The sequence below is a fragment of the Thermanaeromonas sp. genome (assembly GCF_021890735.1).
In the GTDB taxonomy this organism is placed as follows: domain Bacteria; phylum Bacillota; class DSM-521; order Neomoorellales; family Neomoorellaceae; genus Thermanaeromonas.
In genome coordinates this window covers 16,602-36,975 of the sequence record NZ_JAKKUR010000014.1, presented here as the reverse complement: position 1 = coordinate 36,975, position 20,374 = coordinate 16,602, and the positions used below count along the sequence as shown (strand labels likewise).

At 48.8% G+C, this 20,374-nt stretch carries 21 protein-coding genes and 1 pseudogene; 1 reads left to right on the top strand and 21 read right to left on the bottom strand.

Translation table 11 applies throughout. The features are described from left to right. Window positions 1-73: 73 nt before the first annotated feature. The 4 genes from L5656_RS04715 to L5656_RS04700 form a co-directional block, all read right to left on the bottom strand. Complete coding sequence (locus L5656_RS04715) at window positions 74-298, bottom strand: type II toxin-antitoxin system HicA family toxin (protein WP_297199776.1); 225 nt, start codon at window positions 296-298, stop codon at window positions 74-76. Continuing rightward, complete coding sequence (locus L5656_RS04710; RefSeq protein WP_297199773.1) at window positions 295-495, bottom strand: type II toxin-antitoxin system HicB family antitoxin; 201 nt, start codon at window positions 493-495, stop codon at window positions 295-297. Before L5656_RS04710 ends, L5656_RS04715 begins: the two co-directional genes overlap by 4 nt. A gap of 81 nt (window positions 496-576) precedes the next feature. Beyond that, a complete protein-coding gene (locus L5656_RS04705) occupies window positions 577-783 on the bottom strand; it encodes a type II toxin-antitoxin system HicB family antitoxin (protein ID WP_297199770.1) in 207 nt (68 codons plus the stop codon). Window positions 784-1,113: 330 nt separating this feature from the next. Continuing rightward, window positions 1,114-1,290 carry a hypothetical protein gene (locus L5656_RS04700; protein ID WP_297199768.1) on the bottom strand — a complete coding sequence of 59 codons (177 nt, stop codon included), beginning with the start codon at window positions 1,288-1,290 and terminating at the stop codon, window positions 1,114-1,116. 1,761 nt (window positions 1,291-3,051) lie between these two features. Between L5656_RS04700 and L5656_RS04695 the strand changes: the two genes are divergently transcribed. Beyond that, on the top strand, window positions 3,052-3,186 hold the full coding sequence (locus L5656_RS04695; RefSeq protein WP_297199765.1) for a hypothetical protein: 135 nt from the start codon (window positions 3,052-3,054) through the stop codon (window positions 3,184-3,186). Window positions 3,187-3,343: 157 nt separating this feature from the next. Here L5656_RS04695 and L5656_RS04690 read toward each other — a convergent pair whose 3' ends face one another. From L5656_RS04690 to L5656_RS04615, 17 genes and pseudogenes are all read right to left on the bottom strand, one after another. After that, window positions 3,344-4,630, bottom strand: coding sequence for an aminotransferase class I/II-fold pyridoxal phosphate-dependent enzyme (locus L5656_RS04690; RefSeq protein WP_297199762.1), 1,287 nt, complete (start codon window positions 4,628-4,630; stop codon window positions 3,344-3,346). A gap of 40 nt (window positions 4,631-4,670) precedes the next feature. After that, on the bottom strand, window positions 4,671-5,639 hold the full coding sequence (locus tag L5656_RS04685; RefSeq protein ID WP_297199759.1) for an AAA family ATPase: 969 nt from the start codon (window positions 5,637-5,639) through the stop codon (window positions 4,671-4,673). A 58-nt stretch (window positions 5,640-5,697) separates the two neighbouring features. Beyond that, window positions 5,698-6,084: a DUF1540 domain-containing protein gene (locus L5656_RS04680; protein ID WP_297199756.1), complete on the bottom strand. Its 387-nt coding sequence runs from the start codon at window positions 6,082-6,084 to the stop codon at window positions 5,698-5,700. A gap of 149 nt (window positions 6,085-6,233) precedes the next feature. Further along, window positions 6,234-6,485 (bottom strand): RNA chaperone Hfq, encoded by a 252-nt coding sequence (gene hfq, locus L5656_RS04675; RefSeq protein WP_297199753.1) that lies wholly within the window; start codon window positions 6,483-6,485, stop codon window positions 6,234-6,236. Between the two features lie 49 nt (window positions 6,486-6,534). Further along, complete coding sequence (gene miaA, locus L5656_RS04670) at window positions 6,535-7,515, bottom strand: tRNA (adenosine(37)-N6)-dimethylallyltransferase MiaA (RefSeq protein WP_297199749.1); 981 nt, start codon at window positions 7,513-7,515, stop codon at window positions 6,535-6,537. Beyond that, window positions 7,496-9,301: a DNA mismatch repair endonuclease MutL gene (gene mutL / locus L5656_RS04665; protein ID WP_297199746.1), complete on the bottom strand. Its 1,806-nt coding sequence runs from the start codon at window positions 9,299-9,301 to the stop codon at window positions 7,496-7,498. Before mutL ends, miaA begins: the two co-directional genes overlap by 20 nt. A 10-nt stretch (window positions 9,302-9,311) precedes the next feature. Next, entirely contained in the window at window positions 9,312-11,972 is a 2,661-nt protein-coding gene (gene mutS, locus L5656_RS04660) for a DNA mismatch repair protein MutS (protein WP_297199743.1), read from the bottom strand. Then, on the bottom strand, window positions 11,969-13,288 hold the full coding sequence (gene miaB, locus L5656_RS04655) for a tRNA (N6-isopentenyl adenosine(37)-C2)-methylthiotransferase MiaB (protein ID WP_297199740.1): 1,320 nt from the start codon (window positions 13,286-13,288) through the stop codon (window positions 11,969-11,971). Before miaB ends, mutS begins: the two co-directional genes overlap by 4 nt. A gap of 163 nt (window positions 13,289-13,451) precedes the next feature. Beyond that, on the bottom strand, window positions 13,452-13,931 hold the full coding sequence (locus tag L5656_RS04650; protein WP_297199737.1) for a bifunctional nuclease family protein: 480 nt from the start codon (window positions 13,929-13,931) through the stop codon (window positions 13,452-13,454). A 26-nt stretch (window positions 13,932-13,957) separates the two neighbouring features. After that, window positions 13,958-14,401, bottom strand: coding sequence for a PPC domain-containing DNA-binding protein (locus tag L5656_RS04645; protein ID WP_297199734.1), 444 nt, complete (start codon window positions 14,399-14,401; stop codon window positions 13,958-13,960). Between the two features lie 28 nt (window positions 14,402-14,429). Beyond that, window positions 14,430-15,527: a DUF362 domain-containing protein gene (locus tag L5656_RS04640; protein ID WP_297199731.1), complete on the bottom strand. Its 1,098-nt coding sequence runs from the start codon at window positions 15,525-15,527 to the stop codon at window positions 14,430-14,432. 48 nt (window positions 15,528-15,575) lie between these two features. Continuing rightward, the gene (guaB, locus tag L5656_RS04635; RefSeq protein ID WP_297199728.1) at window positions 15,576-17,030 is read right to left on the bottom strand and encodes an IMP dehydrogenase; all 1,455 of its coding nucleotides are present in this window, start codon (window positions 17,028-17,030) and stop codon (window positions 15,576-15,578) included. Between the two features lie 526 nt (window positions 17,031-17,556). Next, window positions 17,557-18,145: pseudogene (locus L5656_RS04630) on the bottom strand (transposase); the annotation flags it as partial. A 376-nt stretch (window positions 18,146-18,521) separates the two neighbouring features. Continuing rightward, on the bottom strand, window positions 18,522-18,668 hold the full coding sequence (locus tag L5656_RS11340; RefSeq protein ID WP_366017915.1) for a hypothetical protein: 147 nt from the start codon (window positions 18,666-18,668) through the stop codon (window positions 18,522-18,524). Window positions 18,669-18,712: 44 nt separating this feature from the next. After that, entirely contained in the window at window positions 18,713-18,880 is a 168-nt protein-coding gene (locus tag L5656_RS04625; protein ID WP_297199725.1) for a hypothetical protein, read from the bottom strand. A 49-nt stretch (window positions 18,881-18,929) separates the two neighbouring features. Further along, entirely contained in the window at window positions 18,930-19,121 is a 192-nt protein-coding gene (locus L5656_RS04620; RefSeq protein WP_297199723.1) for an AbrB/MazE/SpoVT family DNA-binding domain-containing protein, read from the bottom strand. 506 nt (window positions 19,122-19,627) lie between these two features. After that, window positions 19,628-20,308, bottom strand: a complete 681-nt coding sequence (locus tag L5656_RS04615; RefSeq protein ID WP_297199720.1) for a metal-dependent hydrolase — start codon at window positions 20,306-20,308, stop codon at window positions 19,628-19,630. Window positions 20,309-20,374: the final 66 nt, after the last annotated feature.

The following is a 20,374-nucleotide window of genomic DNA, read 5'->3' as shown; positions in this document are numbered from 1 at the left end:
AAAAGGCCGGGATACCAAATTACCTCCCGGCCATTTTGCGCCCTTCCTAGAGGCTCCTAGAAGAAAGCGGTTTTTAGCCCAGAAGCGTAATAAACTCTTCCACAGTGAGGCCCGCCTGCTTGAGCACTGAGCGTAACGTCCCAGGAGCAAGCGCATCATGCAAAGGCACTATAGCCGTTCTGCCGCTAGGGTGACGCATTTTGACATGGCTCCCTCGCTGGCTGGCCTGACGAAACCCTGCCTTTGTAAGGGCTTTGATGACCTCCCGACCTGATACCCCAGGCAGTTTAGGGCTCATAACGCTACCTCAACCGTGGCGATTATGGGTTCAGGCAGGGCCTCCGGTAAAGGCTCATCCTCGAAATAAAGCTCTAGGGCCTCTTTCAAGTTCGCAAGGGCCTCCTCGATGTTCTTGCCCTGGCTGGCGACCTCTACCTCAACAGCCCTAGCCACATACCATTGACCCTCTTTCGTTATCACTGCCGTAAAGCGCATAACTGTTTAACCCCCCACCCTTGTGGGATATATTCACAAGTCCTGATAGCCTCTTACCTGAACACACCGGCAGCCTGGGCATTATATGGCAACTTCCACTTCGGCAATCTCGAAGGCTGTGGGCAGTTTAGGTGCTTCTTTTGTCTCCAAGTATAGCTCAATCGCTTCCCGGATATTTGCAAGTACTTCGTCCCGTGTTTTTCCCTGGGATACACCCCCAGGAAGGACAGGGCACTCGGCTACAATGTAGCCGTCTTCGCCTTTGGCGAGGATTACTGGGAGCTTCATACTATACTCCTCCTTAGCCGTTAATCGCTATGGGTTCAAGCTCATGAGCCACAAGCTCACTAGCGGTCTTGTTCCTCATCGGGCACGTAGACCAGCAAGTCTCCGGGTCGGCTTGCTTAAGCCGCAAGGCTAACCCCCTTTTCCGGTCCTATGATCCAAAGGAGCTTTCTGCTCTATACATGGGGTTCGATAGCGAGCCAGCATACTGTAGAGTGCCCCGGCAAACTCCGGGCCTTTTTCGTTTTGCATCCTGCTGAGTAGCCGTTCCAGCTAGCTTCTGGGAATGAGCAACCTGCGACCGAGTATGCATGACTACTTTGAGTATACATATTATTTGTGACCCGTGGCGGTCCCGAGAATACGCTTGACCTCTTCATGGGGGATGTAAAACCGCGGACCCAATCTGGTTCCGTACAACCGGCCTTTCGTTACCGCGTTGTAAATAACCCTCCTCAAGATGTTGAGCTCCTTCGTTAAGTCAGTGACCGTCCAAAATCTTACAGACATCGTTATGCTTCCTTTCAATAGCCTGGTTCAATTATACGCCGTTTTGGCCTACAAAGTCAAGTTATACACCAAGTATAACGTTTTCTTTCGTATTTGCTCCTCGTTGCAAATAATAGCTTCTTCTTTCACTGCGCCGCAGTTTTTACAGTCTTTATGTGCTGGCTTATTGTAGGGCTACCAAGGCTAATAATTCCAACGCTTCCGGGCAAACAGGCCGGATTTTTTATTGTTACAAACCTCGCCAAGGATACCGCCCACTAACTGGTCCGTAAAAAAGAAGTAGCTTTCCTGCTAACCTTGTGGTACTTCTAATTGCCGAAAAGGGTTGGAAAGGGCCAAAACAGCCTTGCAGTAGGGTAAAATCTGATCAACCCCTATGATCAAAGGCCAGTCCAGGTCTAACCCATTCACCCGGGTAAAGGCAGCCTTATCATGTTCCCAACCGTTCCAGGTAAAAAGTGGTTTTATACTTGTGGGGAAGAAGAGATAATCTCCTTGGGGCCGGCTCCAAGAGCCCCTTTTTGCCTTAAGGGAAAAAGTAAATTGGCCGTTTACTGTCCAACAGAGGAGATAATTACTCCTACTACTTAAGAGAAGGGGATAACTGTCTGGAAACCCTAAAGTTTTCCCCAGTATATGGGTTGCTAATTGAGTCTTTCTATTGGCCTCTGTGTAGCAGTACAGTTGATATTCTTGTCCCTGAGGTTCCCAAACAAAAGAGTAAATCTCGAAACTTTTGTTAGAAATATCTATAAAGTAGACATAACACTTAGCCTCATTACGCTGTTCTAGCAATAGGGAAGGGGAGGACCAATTTCCCTTTTGATAAAAAGTATAAAATATCTTCTTTACGTTTTGCTTTGTCTCCTCCCAGCAGACAAAGAGATATTCTCCTTCCCAAAGTTGAATACATAAAGGTTCTCCATACAACTTAAAAGGAAGGTTTTTTATAAACCATTGCCCACGGTAGCGGATAAGGTGTATCGTTTCTCCTTGTAGCCTCAACAAAATATGCGTCTTTCCAGTATTGTCTACTACTAAACCATGTACTCGTTCGCACCCCTGAAGGGGGAGAGGGAGAGTATGCCAACGCTGCCCTTCCCAAAAAGAATAAACATGCTGATTATCATGCAACTTGAGGATTAAGTGCAAATGTCCTCTCTTGTCTATAGCTCCCAGAAAGGAAGAAATTCCTTTTAGAGGATAACCTACTAAAGTGTAAGTGTAAAAAAGCGACCGTCTAGAAGAATATATCTTCCACATATCACAGTCTGGAGTCGTAAACAAAAACACTTACTTCTGTTCCCCCGTCAAAACTCATAAACTTAGTCTCAGTAAAAATATAAAAGGGGAAACGGAGATATATGCCAAAAAGCAAAAAGGAGGGGCTTACCCCTGAGGGCTTGCCTCCTGCTTCGGGTGGAAGAAGAAACGCATGAGAAGAGCTCCGTGTAACAAGCCCATGGGGTAAGCTAACCATGCGAGCCAGCGCAACCAACCTCTCCAGGGCCTGTAAGCCCTTGCTGCACGAGCTCGGAACACAGCGATCCCTCCCGCATATAGTATTTGTCAACATAATTCACTCTATTTAGGAATTAATTTCCACCATCTACGCACTATGATTATCAATTAAACCTTTACAAATGCGATATACTAAAAATGAAATCCAAAAAGACGTCCCCTTAATACAATATAGCTAAATACCATATGGAAAGATAGGGAAAAACTATAAAACTTACGTAAAACGAAGGGGTTACTGGAATGACAAAAAAGTTCCGCTTAAGCCGCGAGGGACCCAATCACGACAGGCGCAGCAAAATACATGCCCGAGAATGGCATAAAATCCGGGGTAATCAAATTATAGTTGACCCAGAAAGGGGCCCGGAAAATAAGTAGCGGGTCCTTTTCTTTTTGAATTGCCCGGAAAGCCCGATATGAACTTTTGGTTTACATAATACTTATTATCGGAAGTTATTATCCGAAGTTAAATAACCTATTTTTAGCCGCCTCTTTCTTCTGGTACCAGGCTCCTTCCGCCAACACCTAACGTGTATTACCTCCTACAAGTACGTAGCACCTCTTGTGCCGCGAGCAATAAACCTATCTTAGTATAATATAACGAGACGCCGCCCTGCAGAAACACCGTATATGGAGGGCGTACCGGGGCGTCGGCGCTTAATTCGAGGGAGGCTCCCTGTACAAAAGTACCTCCGGCCATAACTACCGGATCTTCATACCCGGGTAAAACGGCGGGCTCAGGCACGCTGCCAGCCTCTACTGGAGACGCTTTCTGAAGTCCCCGGCAAAAGGCTAAGAGCGCCTCTTTATCCTCTAAAGTAACGGTTTGGACTATATCGTACCGGACTTCTTCTGGTAAAGGATCCACAGTATAGCCCAGCTTTTGAAAAAAACTCGCCGCCAACACCGCACCCTTTAAAGCTTGCTCCACGACAAGAGGTGCCAGAAAAAGACCCTGGAATAAAAGGCGTTTCCCGGAAAAAGCTCCCATCTCCCGTCCCAGGCCGGGAGCTGTAAGATAATAGGAAACTTCTTCTACCAATTCCTTCCTCCCTACTATGTATCCTCCCCCCGGGGCCAAAGTACCCCCCGGATTCTTTATAAGGGATCCCGCCACCAAATCCGCTCCTGCCGCACCAGGCTCCTCTATCTCTACCAACTCCCCATAGCAGTTATCCACCAAGCATACGGCTCCGGGGTATGCACTTTTAACAACCTTTATCATCTTCCTTATAGTATCTACGCTTAGGGCAGAACGCTGGCTGTATCCCCGGGAGCGCTGAATGAAGCATACCCGCGGTTTTAAGCGTTCGACTTGCTCGGCAAGTTTTTCTAGGTCTGGTCGCCCCTCAGGCGTTAACTCAACTTCAGCATAACGTATACCTCGTTCCATAAGACTACCACTTACACGTTTACCCAGTCCGATGACTGTCGCCAAAGTATCATAGGGCTTACCACATGCTGCAAGTAACGTATCCCCGGGATGCAAAACGGCATTCAAACAAGCACTTAAGGCATGGGTTCCCGAAACAATCTGCGGCCTGACTAGCGCATCTTCCCCTTCAAACACAATGGCAAAAAGCCTTTCTAAAGCCTCCCGCCCCACATCCCCGTATCCGTAACCTGTGGAGTCCTGAAAGTGAAAATCGGTTACACCTACTTGTTGAAAGGCTCTGAGCACCTTATAGTGATTTAAAGCACATGTCTCCTCTATCCTACAGAACAACCCGCTTTCTTTAACTTCTTTTTCAGCCTCAGCCATCTTTTCAACAAGCCAAGATTCCACAGGAAAGTAAGTCAAAACACCTTCCCTTCCATCCACCTATTAATTCCACTCCTTTAGCTGCACAGCTTAATAAGTATTACGAAGCATTATTATAACAGATCTGGCATCGTTCCTTAAGCGGTAACCGTTCTACATCGCCCAGAAACTCTTGTTCTCTACAATTATTCACAATACCCAACAGGTCTTCTTTGGTAATCGTCATCAATTCTTCCCGGGTTAGATGTGCCTTATCTAATAACCTTACAGCTTGTTTACGCATGGCTTTCTCCACAATGTTTCTCACCAACCGGGCATTTCCGTTATACCGGTGGCCAAAAATGGCTTCCCGCCTCAAAATACGTTCTAGCTCCACCCTCGCTTCTACTGTTAAATAATACTGGCGCTCCTGGAACATCAACTCAGCAATACTCATAAGCTCAGGTACTGAATAATCAGGAAAATCTATATGGATGGGAAAGCGGGACCGCAGGCCTGGATTAGTTTCCAAAAAGTATTCCATTTCTTCTTTATAACCCGCCAAAATCAGGATAAGGTTGTCCCTGTGGTCTTCCATGCCCTTTACCAGTACATCTATAGCCTCACGGCCAAAATCTCTCTCCCCTCCCCTGGCTAAGGAGTAAGCTTCATCGATAAAAAGTATACCTCCCAGGGCCTTACGCATTTGTTCCCGCGTCTTATGAGCGGTGTGTCCTATATATTCGCCCACAAGGTCGGCACGCTCTACTTCCACCAGGTGCCCTTGTGACAAAATCCCCATCTCTTTGAAGATACGACCCAAAAGCCGCGCTACCGTGCTTTTCCCTGTTCCCGGATTACCTTTAAAAATCATATGAAGAGCCATAGGAGAAGAAAAAAGCCCTTCCTCCCGCCTCCTTCTCTGTATCTCTACGTATGCTCTTATCTCCCTAACCAACTCTTTAACAGGCCATAGCCCCACCAGTTTATCTAGCTGCTGCAAAAGTTCCTCCAGCTTGGAGGACGCTGCAGCCCTCGGCCCCCCTCGGTTCCCGCCCCTACCCCCTGTAAGACCTATTTTGACCTGCATCCCGCCCACCCCCATACAAACATATATATGCGGGGGTGCCTTGAAGCTGGCATCTCCTTTAACTCTTCAGCATAAAGGTATAGCAATTTGTATCCTGGCATTCATCGGCGTTCATACCGACGATATCGATTTTATCCGCCGAACACTTGTTCCCCTCCTGCCAATACTTACAACTATTTACTATACAAGTTACTGAAGGATAAATTTGGGTTTCCGGGAGAAAGGTCTTCGCTAAGAGTCCGCCCCAATTAACATTGTCCAAGGAGCCTAAGGTATTCGCTAATCCCCGGCGCTGGTAGAAAGTCTTGCACTGCGTGTGTTCCGGATTTTGGGCCATTTTACCTTCTTCTTCATGGGTAATATCAATATTTCCTGCTCCGCATAAGTCTCCTTTCAACCAGTGCGTACAAGTGTTTACCACACATTTTACTTGGGGACCATCCATAATTTCCTACCCTACCTCCTTAAAATTTATAATTTCCAAAGGCCTCTATGGCTAGTGTGGTCCCCTAAATGCCAGCTTATGCTCCCTCTCGCTTAAACAAAAAATTAACCCCCGTGTAGGGGGTCCTGCCTTCTTAAAGTCTATATTTTTTATGTATTCGCCGGCTCACTTTCAGTTTTCACCGCAATGGTTACCGGTCGGTGGGGCATTATGGTTGATATAGCATGCTTGTATATCATCTGTTGCTTGCCCTCCGAGTCTAGCAAAACAGTAAAATTATCGAAACCCCGTACCGTCCCTCGCAACTGAAAACCATTAACGAGATAGACAGTTACGGGTACATTTTCCTTCCTGACCTGGTTCAAAAAAACATCTTGTAAATTCCCTGGGGCTTTGCTCATTTTTTTCCCTCCAGATTCTAGTATCTAGTATTTATCGCTCACATAAACCTTATTCTACGTCGATACCCAATTGTCCTGCCATCCATAAGGCAACCGAGCTAGAAATTTCCTCGAATTTTTCAGGCTCGACTTCCCACCACCTTATCCTCGGATCCCGTCTAAACCAGGTAAGCTGCCGTTTAGCGTATCTGCGCGTGTTGCGCTTTAAAATGTAGATGGCCTCCTCCAAAGATACTTTTCCTTGAAGATAAGCTATTATTTCCTTATAGCCCAATGCCTGCAAGGCCGGAAGATCGGGGCTATAACCTTTCCGTAGTAGCCCCCTCACCTCCTCTACCAGTCCTGCTTCAAGCATCTTATCCACCCTGAGGTTTATCCGCTCATAAAGGAGCCTGCGCTCCATGCTTAGCCCGGCCAAGGCTAACCTGTAAGGAGATTCTTTTTTGTTCTTCACCCAAGTACTGGATATAGGCTCTCCGGTCAAATAATAGAACTCCAAGGCGCGGACAATACGACGCTGGTCATGCGGGTGGATACGACGGGCTGCTTCTTTATCTACTGCCTCTAAAACACGGTAAAGATAGCCAAGACCCCGCTCTTCAGCCTCTTTTTTTAACCTGGCTCTAACGGAAATATCCCTGGCCCCAGGAAGGAAGACATAAGGATCGATCACGGCCTGAAAATAGAGTCCCGTGCCTCCCACCAAAAGGGGTAAACGTCCCCGAGCATGAATATCTCGGATAGCTTCTCTGGCCATCCTCTGATAATCAGCTACACTGAAGGGTTCATCAGGATCTACTATATCTATGAGGTGATGGGGTATATAAACACCTGATCTACTTATACGCTGGTGGGGAAGAAGTTTGGCCGTACCAATGTCTAGGCCCCTGTACACCTGGGTGGAATCCACCGAAATTATCTCTGCTTTTAGCCTTGCGGCAACCTCTAGAGCTATTTCTGATTTCCCTACCGCGGTGGGACCTACTATAGCGCCTACAGGTGGCCTCTTCTTATCCGCCCCTTCTCCCAAAGATAACAGCTCCTCCTTCTTCAAGGATGTTTGTACGGCTGAAGTATTTGGATAGCTCTCCTACTTGAATTTTTACGATGGCCGGGCGACCGTGGGGACACGTGTAGGGATGAAAACTTTCACTTAGCTCCCTTATCAAGTTCTCCATCTCCTGTTGGGCCAACTTCTGGCCTGCCTTCACAGCGCCATGACAGGCTATAACTTTAAGCAGCGCCTCCTCCATCTCCGGTAAAGCCTCATTCCACCCCTTGCTCAAAAGTTCCTCCAATACCTCTGTTTCCTTGCCCGGTGGGATCCCGTAGGGGGCCTCCCGTAGCAAAAAGGTGTTGGAGCCGAAGGGTTCTATTTTAAAACCTAAATGCTCCCATACGGTAAGCCTGGATAATAATTCTAAAGCCATAGAAGCATTAAGCCTTAATACACGGGGCGGCTCCAGAACCTGCCCGGGCTTCTCCAGCCTGTCCCAGCGCTCCTTAAGTTTTTGAAACCTTATCCTTTCGTCGGCAGCATGCTGGTCTATTATGTATAGCCCATCCGGTCCCTCCGCGAGTATATAGGTATTAAATACCTGGCCAATAAGATGCAAAGGGGGTAACGTTTTTGTTTCTAGGGAGTTAAACCTTGGGCCTTCCCGAAATTCTAGCTTACAATCTTCTATCTCCCCCACATCTGCTACCTCTGGATAAAAGCTCAGGCTTTCCTGCTCTCCTACCTGCCACATATCAGTAAAAGTAATACGGGAACGGCCAGAACCACGAGGCAAATTAGGAGGTATGGCCGGAGCCACCGCCCGCGGAGTATCTAATGCCCGGCCTAAGGATTGCCCCAAGCTTTTTGCCAGTTTCTCTTCTTCCCTAATTCGCACGATCAGTTTGGCCGGATGTACATTTACATCTAGCCATTTAGGCGGCAAAGTCAGGTGTAAAACAAAAATAGGGTACCGATTAGCCGGAATAAGGTTGTTATATAACCCTTCAATTTCACGTACCAAAATTTTGCTCACTATATACCTTCCGTTCACAACTAACACCTGGTAATGCCGGCTGGAACGGTGCAGCCAGGGCGGCGAAAGGAAACCGCAGTAGGAAACCTCTTCTAATTCCCCTTCCACATATAGCAAATTTTCCCCCAGTTCCAAACCCCAGATTGCGGTCACCGTGGAACGCAAGTCGCCATTGCCAGGGGTGGACAAAGTCCGGCGCCCCTCCACCAAGAGCTGAAAGGCAACTTCCGGGTGAGCCAAGGCTAAACGTTCTACCACAGCCACTACCCTGGCTGCTTCCCGGGAAGACCCTTTTAAAAATCGCTTCCTGGCCGGGGTATTAAAAAATAGATCCGTGACAGTAACTGTAGTTCCCTCGGGGCAACCGGCTTCTTCTATCGCCTTTTCACTACCTCCTTCTACCCAAATTTTAGTCCCTAGAGGGCGCCCCCGAGCCCTGGTTACCAATTCTACCCGGGCTACGGCAGCAATACTAGGAAGGGCCTCGCCACGAAAACCCAAGGTCCTTAGAGAAAAAAGATCCTCCGCCCGACGGATTTTACTTGTGGCATGACGGGCGAAGGCTAGCCTGACCTCCTCTGCCTCCATACCCCATCCATCATCTTGAACACGGATATATTTTTTCCCCCCTTCTCCTATTTCTACTACTATCCGGCTCGCTCCGGCATCCAGAGCATTTTCTACCAGTTCCTTTACTACGGAGGCCGGACTTTCTACTACCTCACCCGCTGCAATTTTGGAGGCGGTCTCGGGATCTAAAACAGCAATACGGGGTCGTGACATGGGCTACCCCTCACCCCCACCACCTTAGCTGTTGCTGGTCGCAAGCCACTTTCTTCCGCCCGGCGAGCCTTTTTTGCCAGTTAAAAATAGCCTGCATGGCCTCCAAGGGTGTCTTATTCCATAGATTATAGTTTTCTAATTCCTTCAATACCTCTTCTTCGATATTCTTTTTAGACCTGGATAACTCCCGTTCCTGGGCATGAGCTGAATCTTCCTGCTCCAGCTCCTCACCTCTGGCTTTAGAAATCCCCCTGTCCCCCTCTTGATAAATATTCTTTAAAAGTTCTTCTGCCCGCCGGACCACTTGTTCAGGTAGTCCGGCAAGTCTCGCCACATGGATCCCGTAACTTTTGTCCGTTCCACCGGGTACTATGGTATGAAGGAATAAAATATCTTTGCCTTTCTCCCGTACAGCCACACTGTAATTCTTAACCCCCGGAAGCCGTTTTTCCAGTTCTATTAATTCGTGATAATGAGTGGCAAAGAGGGTACGGGCACCTATACGGTCATGAATGTACTCCACTACAGCCCTGGCTATGCTCAGACCATCCGCAGTACTGGTGCCCCGGCCCACTTCATCTAATATAATAAGGCTGCGGCGGGTCGCGCGGTTTAAGATATGGGCTACCTCCTGCATCTCCACCATAAAAGTGCTCTGGCCGGCAAAAAGGTCATCAGCAGCACCCACCCGGGTGAATATACCGTCTACTAGCCCTACCCTGGCCCAGCTAGCAGGCACAAAGCTCCCTACCTGTGCGAGAAGCACTATCAAGGCTACCTGCCGGATGTAGGTAGATTTCCCGGCCATGTTAGGACCTGTGATAATATGTACGCGCTGGTTGCCACAATCTAGAAAAGTATCGTTGGGAACAAAGCTTTTCCCCTCCCCTACCCTTTCCAACATGGGGTGGCGGCCCTGACGAATCTCGATGATGTCCCCTTCGTCTACCACCGGGCAAGTATAATTGTACTCATAAGCTACACAAGCCAGGGAGTAAAGCGTGTCCAGCACTCCTATAGCTCTAGCTGTAGTCTGGATACGTGGTAGCACAGCTAATACCTGAGAACGGACCTCCTGAAAAAGCTCATATTCCAGTTCTACCAGCCTTTCCTCGGCTCCCAGAACTTGGCTTTCTAATTCCTTCAAGCGAGGAGTGATAAAACGTTCAGCGTTGGCCAAGGTCTGTTTTCTTTCGTAATCCGCCGGGACTAAAGATAGATTAGGCCGGGTAACCTCTATATAATAACCGAAAACCCGGTTAAAACCTATTTTCAAAGATTTGATGCCTGTACGCTCTCTCTCTTCATTTTCCAATTGGGCTATCCATTCCCGGCCATGGGCGACAGCTTCCCGCAGACGGTCTACCTCGGGATGGTAGCCGGAACGGATGATCCCTCCCTCTTTTACCCCTGCCGGTGGGTCGTCGACCAAGGCCCGAGCTATAAGGTCCGTGATCTCAGGAATAGCGTCCAGCTCCTGGGTCAAACTTTTAAGCAAGCGGGCCTTCGTTTCCTTAAGAGCCTCCTTGAGGGGGCCGACAACCTCCAGGGAATGGCGCAGGGCCTGCAGTTCCCGGCCTCCCGCTGTGCCATAAGCTACCCGTGCGGTAAGCCTTTCAAGGTCCTTGACCTTCTTAAGAAGGACTTCGACCTTTTGGCGTAAAATAAAATTATCTACCAGCTCCCTGACCGCGTCCTGCCTTTCCCGGATGGCTTCCAGTTTAACTAAAGGCCGTTCCAGCCACCGCCTTAATGTCCGCCCTCCCATGGCCGTGGCCGTCTTATCCAGTACCCAAAGAAGAGAACCCCGCCGGCCAGCCTCCCGGCCAGCTACAAATAATTCTAAGTTTCTACGCGTGGCCTGATCGAGGGCCATATAAGCCACATCTTCTACCAGCGAAGGTGCTTTCAAATGGGGAAGGCTGTTTTTCTGGGTAGCCAGAAGGTAGCTTAAAAGCAGGCTACAGGCAATTAATGTTAAAGTTTTTTCCTCCAGATACCCCAGAGGGCCGAACCGTTTCCTCAAAAGCTCTAACCCTTCCTCTGGCTCTAAACCCTCGTCCCAAGGAGTAAATACACCTGTATACCAAGTTTGAAGCCTTTTTACTATATTATTTTCCCTTAGACAATGAGAAGGTAAGAGGCACTCTGCTGGATTAAGCCGCGCCAGCTCATCAGCCAGCTCCAAAAAAGAAGCACAGGTTTTCACATGAAATTCCCCGGTAGACACATCAGCCCATGCCAGGCCGTACCCTTCTCCCTCGGGTACTACCGCAGCCAAAAAGTTGTTACCCTTCTCCGGTAGTACTTTGTCATCTGTAATGGTGCCAGGGGTTATTACCCGCACCACTTCCCGCCTTACCAGGCCTTTAGCCAGGCGGGGATCCTCCATCTGCTCACATATGGCAACCTTATAACCTTTGGCCACTAATTTAGCAATATAAGTGTCCGCAGCATGGTAAGGCACACCGCACATAGGGGGTGCATTTTCTCCGGATTCCCTGGAGGTTAAAACCAGCCCTAGCTCTTGCGAAGCTATAACCGCATCTTCAAAGAACATCTCATAAAAATCACCTAAGCGAAAAAACAATATAGCGTCCCTATGTTGCTCCTTAAGCTCCTTATATTGCTGCATCATAGGGGTAAGGGACTGTCCCGTATTGCGCTTCATGAAACAACTTCCCCTTTAAGCAGGAAAGTTTGGGCTTGGGTAATCTTTACTTTAACAAGTTTACCCGTTAGCTCCTCGGGTCCGGGGAAGATTACCAGCTTGTTCGTCCGGGTGCGCCCGCTTAAGTTTTTAGGATCCGTCTCACTAGGTCCGTCCACCAAAACCTCCATCTCCTGGCCTACCAAGGCTTCATTTTTAGCCCGGCTTATCCTGTTCTGAACCTCCATAAGCCGGTAAAGCCGCTCCTTCTTAACTTCCAACGGTACCTGCTCGGGTAAACTAGCAGCTACTGTTCCCTTCCGTGGAGAAAACATAAAGGTAAAGGCATTATCAAATTGAACTTGCTCTACTAAACTTAAGGTGTCCTGAAAATCCTCTTCCGTCTCTCCTGGAAACCCCACTATCAGATCCGTAGTAATACTTACTCCGGGTATATGCCGGCGCAAGACCTCTACCAGTTCCAAATAATGCTCCCGCGTATACCCCCGGTTCATAAGCTCCAAGACTCTATTGCTCCCGGCCTGGACGGGTAAATGTACATGCTCGCAAACCTTGTCCAGCCGGCTTATGGTTTCTACCAATTTAAAAGTAAAGTCGCGAGGATGGGAAGTCATATACCGGATTCGCTTAAGGCCTTGAATAGCGTTGACCCGTTCCAGAAGCCAACCAAAATCTATCCCGTCCTCTAAATCCTTACCATAAGAGTTGACGTTCTGGCCTAAAAGCATTACCTCTAGTACTCCGTCAGCCACCAAGGCCTTGATTTCCTTTATTATGTCTTCTGGCCTCCGGCTCCGCTCCCGCCCCCGTACATAAGGCACAATACAGTAGGTGCAAAAATTGTTACAGCCGTAACTAATAGTCACCAAGGCTTTTGCTTTATGAGTCCGGCGAAGGGGCAGCCCTTCCACCACAGGCCCTTCCTTTTCCCATACAACGGCCACGGGCCTTCTTTCTTGTTCCACTTTTTTAAGAAGCTCCGGAAGCTCATGGAGGTTATGGGTACCATATATCAAATCCACATGGGGCGCTTTTTCCCTCATCTTCTCCGCGGCGCCCGGCTGTTGGGTCATACAGCCCCCTACAGCGATAATCAAATCCGGCTTTTTGCTTTTAAGGCGGGCCAATTGCCCCAGGCGGCCATATACCTTGTTCTCCGCCTTCTCGCGAACGCAGCAGGTATGCAAAATAACAATATCGGCCTCTTCCATGGCCGGAGCTTTAAAGTAGCCGGCATCCTCTAAAAGACCAGCGATAATCTCGCCATCCCGCTCATTCATCTGACAACCATAAACTTTAATCCAGTACCCTTTCACTGGAGAAATTTCCTCCCGGATGAATATTTAAGTTTACTGTACCCTGCTATACCATAATTATAACCTGCTTTTTTCTCCGCAACAAAGAAAAAGGCTTCCTCCTTCCGGAAGAAGCCATGGCACCATTACCTACCACAAAAGGCCATAAGGAATCTAAATCATTTCAGTGCAGAGACTTCTTATCTATATCCGGTCTGGGTTGGAACAGGTCTTGTGCTCCCTCGCCCTGCTCTTCTCCCATGAGATCTTCCATGGATAAAGTATAAGCGGCCACCTTTTCTGTAATGTATAGAGGCGCATTAGTCCGGAGCGCCAAGGCAATGGCATCGCTGGGCCGGGCATCCACCACCACTTCTTTGCCCTGGTGGTTTAGGTAGAGCTCGGCATAATAGGTACCGTCCCTTATGTCCTGGACCAGCACGCGTTCTACTTTAGCCCCAAGGCTCTCGCATAGGGACCGCAGCAGGTCGTGGGTCATGGGACGGGGTGTCAAAATTCCCTGCAAGGCCATAGCAATAGCCTGAGCCTCGAAGGGACCTACCCAAATGGGGAGGACTTGGGACTCCTCCTGGTCCACCAACAACACTACGGGGCTCATGCTTTGGTCCAGGACAATCTGCTTTACCTTAACAGGTATAAGCACGCAACCCACCTCCCTGCCCCTTCACCTTACACCCAAAGGAATAGACCCGTTACCTCATCATGTACTCTCTCAGGCGGTGCGGGTAAAAGCAATTCCTGTACAAACACCTCGCCGGCGAAGACCACCGTGCCCTCTAGCAGGTGGCCTCCCCATGCCTTCCCTTCTCTATCCATAAATGTGACATGGGCATGGACAAAAGGTTTGCCGTCTTTCAAGCTTATGTTACCCAATCCAGACAATATTTCCATAGGCTCCTCTAAACTCAGAGTAACAAATTCTTTACGATCCTGCAAGTAGTAGGCTACCCTGGCTTTCTGAACACCTCCCAGGAAATGAAGCCACCCGAACCGGATATCGTTTTCCTCTACTGCCGACTGTAAAGCCTTAAGCAAATCGCATCCGTACGCTAGACGGAAGGCCAAAACGCGTCCCGGCTTAGCTTCCCACTTCTTAACATATAGATTCTCCATTTCTTCGTAACCTCCTCCTTATCGGCTCCTAAATACGAACTAAATTATATTGTCTACTTCCCATGCCTATTTCCTCCGCATAAGCCAGTAACCTGGTCCCATCGTACCCAGTCAAAGCCAAAAATTTATCCCCTTCTTTACCCTTGCCTTCCAGGGCGCTACCCGGTAAAACCGGCTGGGCGTTTACTAGGTCTAGGCTGGCCTGGTCCAGGGCTACGGGGTCATGCGAAGCCAGGATCCCCACATCAGGCACAATGGCGGCGTCATTCCAAGAGTTACAATCACAATCAGGAGATACATGCATCACAAAATTAAAGAAGGCCGCTTTACCCGTCTTATTTTTTAACGCTCCGTAAGCGTACTCAACCATTTTTTCTTGGAGGACTTCTGGTTCGGACTTAAAGTTGGGTTTTATGGCTTTGCGGGTACAGGTCACCGTACATTCGCCACAGCCTATGCATTTCTCCGGATCGATTGCGGCTTTATCTTTCACAGTAATAGCGCCTGCCGGGCACCATTCCCGGCACCGGCCGCATCCTGTACATTTCTCTTCCTTTACTACCGGGAGAACATCAGAGTGCATCATTTGTTTCCCGCTAGGGCTTGCGCAACCCATGGCTAAATTTTTTATTGTCCCCCCAAAGCTTGCTAGCTCATGACCCTTAAAATGACTCAAAACCACCAGCGCATCAGCATGATATATGGCGCTGGCGATCTTTACTTCCTTAAAACGCTTCAAGTTTACCGGTACATTTAAATAATCCTTCCCCCGTAGGCCATCAGCAATAATTACGGGAGCACCCACTACAGCATAAACAAACCCGTGTTCTATAGCCGTCTCCAGGTGATCGATTGCATTAGAGCGCGAGCCGACATACAAGGTATTAGTATCCGTTAAAAAAGGCTTACCCCCTTGCTGCCGGATCAAATCTACTACCCTGCGGACTAAGGCGGGATGGATATAGGCTAAGTTACCTCTCTCCCCAAAGTGAAGCTTTACAGCTACCATATCTCCGGAAGATATAGTTTTATCAAATCCCGCCCTCCGCCAAAGCCTTTCCACCTTATCCGCCAGGCTCTTGCCCTTTTCGGTACGCATATCCGTCCAAAAAACTTCGGCTACCATCTCTTCCTCCCCTTCTCCTCCCTCATAAAGAAAGTATCTTCAGACTTTCTATATGCGGTAATTGGGAGCTTCTTTAGTAATTATAACATCATGGGGATGACTTTCCCTAAGCCCGGCCTGGGTTATCCGGATAAACCGGGCTTTTTCCTGGAGTTCAGGTATGGAGCGGGCGCCCAAATAACCCATACCCGCTCTAAGTCCCCCGACGAGCTGGAACAGAGTTTCGGCTACCGGGCCCTTATAAGGCACTCGGCCTTCAATACCTTCCGGAACAAGTTTATCGGCCTCCTCCTGGAAGTACCGGTCCTTGCTTCCCTCCTTCATAGCCCCTAAAGATCCCATACCCCGGTAGGTTTTAAAACTCCTCCCCTGGTAAATTTCGATCTCACCGGGACTCTCTTCAGTTCCGGCCAAAAGGCTACCGATCATCACTGTACTCGCGCCTGCGGCTAAAGCCTTTGTGATATCGCCAGAGTACTTAATTCCACCGTCGGCAATAATGGGCACTCCTTTTTCCCGGGCCACCCGGGCGCAATCCAAAATGGCCGAAAGCTGGGGAACTCCTATCCCGGCAATCACTCTCGTAGTACATATAGAACCCGGCCCCACACCTACCTTTACCGCATCTGCCCCAGCCTCAATAAGCGCTAAAGTTCCTTCTTTAGTAGCCACATTTCCCCCTACCACCTGTAGATCGGGATATTTTTTCTTTATCGCCGCCACTGTGCGCAACACATTTTCAGAATGGCCGTGGGCCGTATCTACAACTATCACATCTACACCGGCCGCCACCAGAGCTTCCACCCGCTCCATAGTCTCTTTACTTACCCCTACTGCCGCAGCTACCAGCAGCCTCCCCTTGCTATCCTTAGCCGAATTAGGATACTTGCGGGCCTTTTCAATATCCTTAATGGTGATGAGCCCTTTAAGATTGAAATTCTCATCCACCAGGGGTAATTTCTCGATCTTGTACCGTCGCAAAATTTCTTTAGCCTGCTCTAAGGTGGTCCCTACCGGTGCCGTAACCAGATTCTCTTTGGTCATCACTTCCCTTATAGGCCGGCTGTAATCCTCTTCAAACCGGATATCACGATTGGTGATAATCCCTACTAGCTTGCCGTTTTCTGTAATAGGAACCCCCGAGATGTGATAGTGCTCCATAATCTTTACCGCTTCTCCAATGGTATGGTCCGGGCTCAAGTAGATAGGATCTGTTATAACTCCGTGCTCGGATCTTTTCACCCGGTCTACTTCCTTAGCCTGGCGCTCGATGGACATATTCTTGTGGATAACACCTATCCCGCCTTCCCGGGCCATGGCGATGGCCATTCTGGCTTCCGTCACCGTGTCCATACCTGCACTGGCGATGGGGATATTGAGTTTGACCTCGCGGGTAAAGTAAGAACTGACATCCACTTCCCGGGGGAGTACAGCCGAAAAAGCAGGTACTAAAAGAACATCATCAAAGGTGAGGCCTTCTCCGATAATTTTATCTTCCGACAAACCATCCCCTCCTCCCCGAAGCCTAAAATGGTTATTGCCTATTATAGATCACTCTGGGAAGGAAGACAAGGCAACGAATAGATGAGGCATCCTGCTTTGTACCCGATTTCTTGAAACAGCCTGGGCATGAACTAATTAAAGCAACCTTGGTAATTGAGCTATCCTCAAATTTAAGCTGGATTTGACCCCCGTCTTCCGGACATCTCCGCTTTCACTCCACTTCTACTCCGCTTTCCGGACATATGTAACATAAAGTAAAGCTAAATTAAACTCCTCAATAAACCCGCAAAAGCCAGACAAGGACACATCTTCCCTAGTCTAAAACGCTTACACAAAAAATCCTCGGGTACCCCCGAGGATGTAAAATTTTTACCTTGAGTTAAACCCGCATCATAAAACACAATACCCCTTTAAAACCCTTACTTAGTTCCCCCTGAAAAAGTCCTCTTTTTGTATACTCCAAGGGGAGTCTCATTTCTGTGTTCTTTATAGTCCGGTAGTTTTCCCGTTACATTCATTCATATTGTTATATCAGTGCAACCAATCTGACCAAATTATGGGCCAGAATTCCATAGCCCACCCAGGTAGCAGTGCCTTCATATCCCCTGGAAAAGCTGCGGCGTAAACCGTATTTGCGTTTCAAAAGACTGAAAGTAGCCTCTCCTCCAGCGCGCCAGCGTTGAAGTCGTTTGAACCAGCCCTGCAATTGATAGGCTTTGCGGGCTTTACTAATTTTACCTTTCCGTGGTAGGCTGACCTGCTTTACCCCCAGTTGACGGCAACCCTTTTCGTTCCCGGAACTGCCAAAACCTCTATCGGTAGCCAGGGCACGGGGTGGACGTTTGAAAGTCTCAGTATGGTCCTCTACTGCGTCAAGGAGCAGGGTATCATCCGCAGGGTTCCCTCTCAACACCTCATAGCCGGTGACTGATTATATTGTTGTTCTGCTTCCTGAAGCAACACCTTGTATCCAAACTCTACCGGGGCATTGGCCTTGTCCCTTTTAATGAGCCGGGCGTAGGGGGTCAAAGATACTCACCACCCGGTCAGGAAAGATGCAAATTGCCCTCTTGGATGGCCGCCGTTCGGGTTATTATCCTTTCCGTGCGGCTGATACATAAGATCATCCGGCAGGAAAAGGAGGCCAGGCGGCAATGTTATTCGTAGGAGTTCCTCCTTCTGGGTTTTTTGTTTGGTCTTACTACAAAATTCGATCCAGAGGATGGAACTCCTTCCGTTTTGCTAAAACTATTTCCTTTCCTTACACACCAGGCCGTTTTTGCCCTAAAGTTTTTCAGGGGGAACTAGATGGCAGAACCTCTCGTACCTGCTTGGCTAGATAAGGATATACAGGCCCCCAAAGCTAATTAGGCCTCAAGAGTTCAGCTAACTCCATTACAGTTTTTTCTACCACTAGAAACAAAATAGTACCCAAACAAGTACTCCTTTACTCTCGCGTAATTCAGCCCCGCTTCGGTTAGCCTGCCCTTGTCATTCGCCCACCCACACTATTTCCGTTCCCAGGCTCTCGGCTATAGCCTGAACCTCGGGATCGCCAGTAACTACAGGCGCCTTCATTTCCAGAGCCAGCCCTAAGACAAAAGCATCAGCATACGTAGGTCCACTTTTAGCCTTAATGCGGGCTGCCTCCCGGGTCCTCGGCCAGGAAACTTCGACTACAACTACCCCTCCATAATACCACGCACAACCTCCTCAGCCGCCCGCTCACCCCGCTCCCGCGAAATGATGTAGTAAACCTCCCCCAAACTGACCACGCTGAGGTACAACTCGGTACCTTCTTCAGAAAGAATGTCTGCCACTACCTGCGCACCCGGTTCATCCTCTACCAAGTCTACTCCCTCTCCCTATCCGCCGCACGTTCCTTAAGGAGAAGACCCGTCAGTTTTCCGCGTTTACGCCTTTTAAGCTACCCCTAAGGGCCAACAGAGGGTGTCGCGGCAAAGGGCGTAGAACGATGGCCCCTTCTATCTCTTCGAGGACTAGTTTATCTCCTTTTTTCAACCCATACCGCCTTCGCAAGGCAACAGGAATGGAGATTTGACCTTTTTCCGAAATGGTAACTTTATGCACAGAGACTTACCTCCGATGTGTATCTTACTTTAAACAAAGTATGCTATAAGGAACTCGAAGTAGTAAAGCTATCTCTAGTAAGATCCCGGTACCGAAGTACAGCAAATTCATATTTAAGCGGACTGAGAAAATGTCAGTACGGGAAGAAAAACCTTTTTGGACGAAAAAGAAGCTAAAAGATTTATATCAGCGAACAAGTCCTAGCTAGGATAATCACTGTCCGGCAGGAAACAGAACCCATTGAGGTAAGCGAACCCCAGGTGCTCCTGCGAGGCACGTCGCTCGCCGCGTTAACTGTACCGATAGAGAATCCGCTACGCTTCACTGCAGCAACAAAACAGAGTACCTCTTTATTTTCCCCGGCAAGCCCAGGAAATAGGACAGTAAACCTTTTTATCCCCACCCCGCCACCCTGGAATTCCAGGGGCCTTATAGTCGCTCTTCCAGAAGCCCATATGTTGCCACGCTTGCCGGGTTATGCAGCAACCTCGTTCCCTATGCAAACTCTAGAACTCGAACACTTCTCCTGGACGGAGCACTACTACCCGGGCACCAACACGCGCCTCTACTTTCTTCTGAAAGTCATACGGGTCCGCCTCAATCAACGGCCAGGTGTTATAATGTACCGGGACAATTGCCTTTGGCTTAAGGTATTCGGTCGCGATTACCGCGTCCTCTACCCCCATGGTGAAGTTGCCCCCAATGGGAAGAAAGGCCAGATCGAGAGGCTCCAGTTCGCCAATGAGCTTCATGTCAGAGAACAGCCCGGTATCGCCAGCAAAATATATCCGCTTACCATAAAACTGCACTACGAACCCGCACGCATGGCCTCCTTCAATGCCCGCACCGTGAAAAGCTGGAGTGACCCTGATGTACCCGAAATCGAAGGAACGCTTGCCTCCAATATGCATGGCGTGGGTCCTTAACCCCTTGCTTTCGCAAAGGCGTACTACCTCGGCAGTGCTAATTACCAAGGCGTTGCTCGCCCTAGCAATAGCTTCTGTATCACCCAGATGGTCAAAATGTGCGTGAGAAATGAGTATGTAATCTGCCTTCAGCTCATTGGGTTTAACAGGAGCCAGCGGATTGTCAGTAATGTACGGGTCAAAAAGCAGCGTCTTCTTGGAAGACCATAGCTCTACTGCTGCGTGCCCAAGCCACCTGGCGCGGATTACTTCTTCTGCCATAAACATGTCACTCCTCCTGAGGGTTTCCAATTTTAAGTTTGTGCGACTTCCTCCCTACTTCTTTAC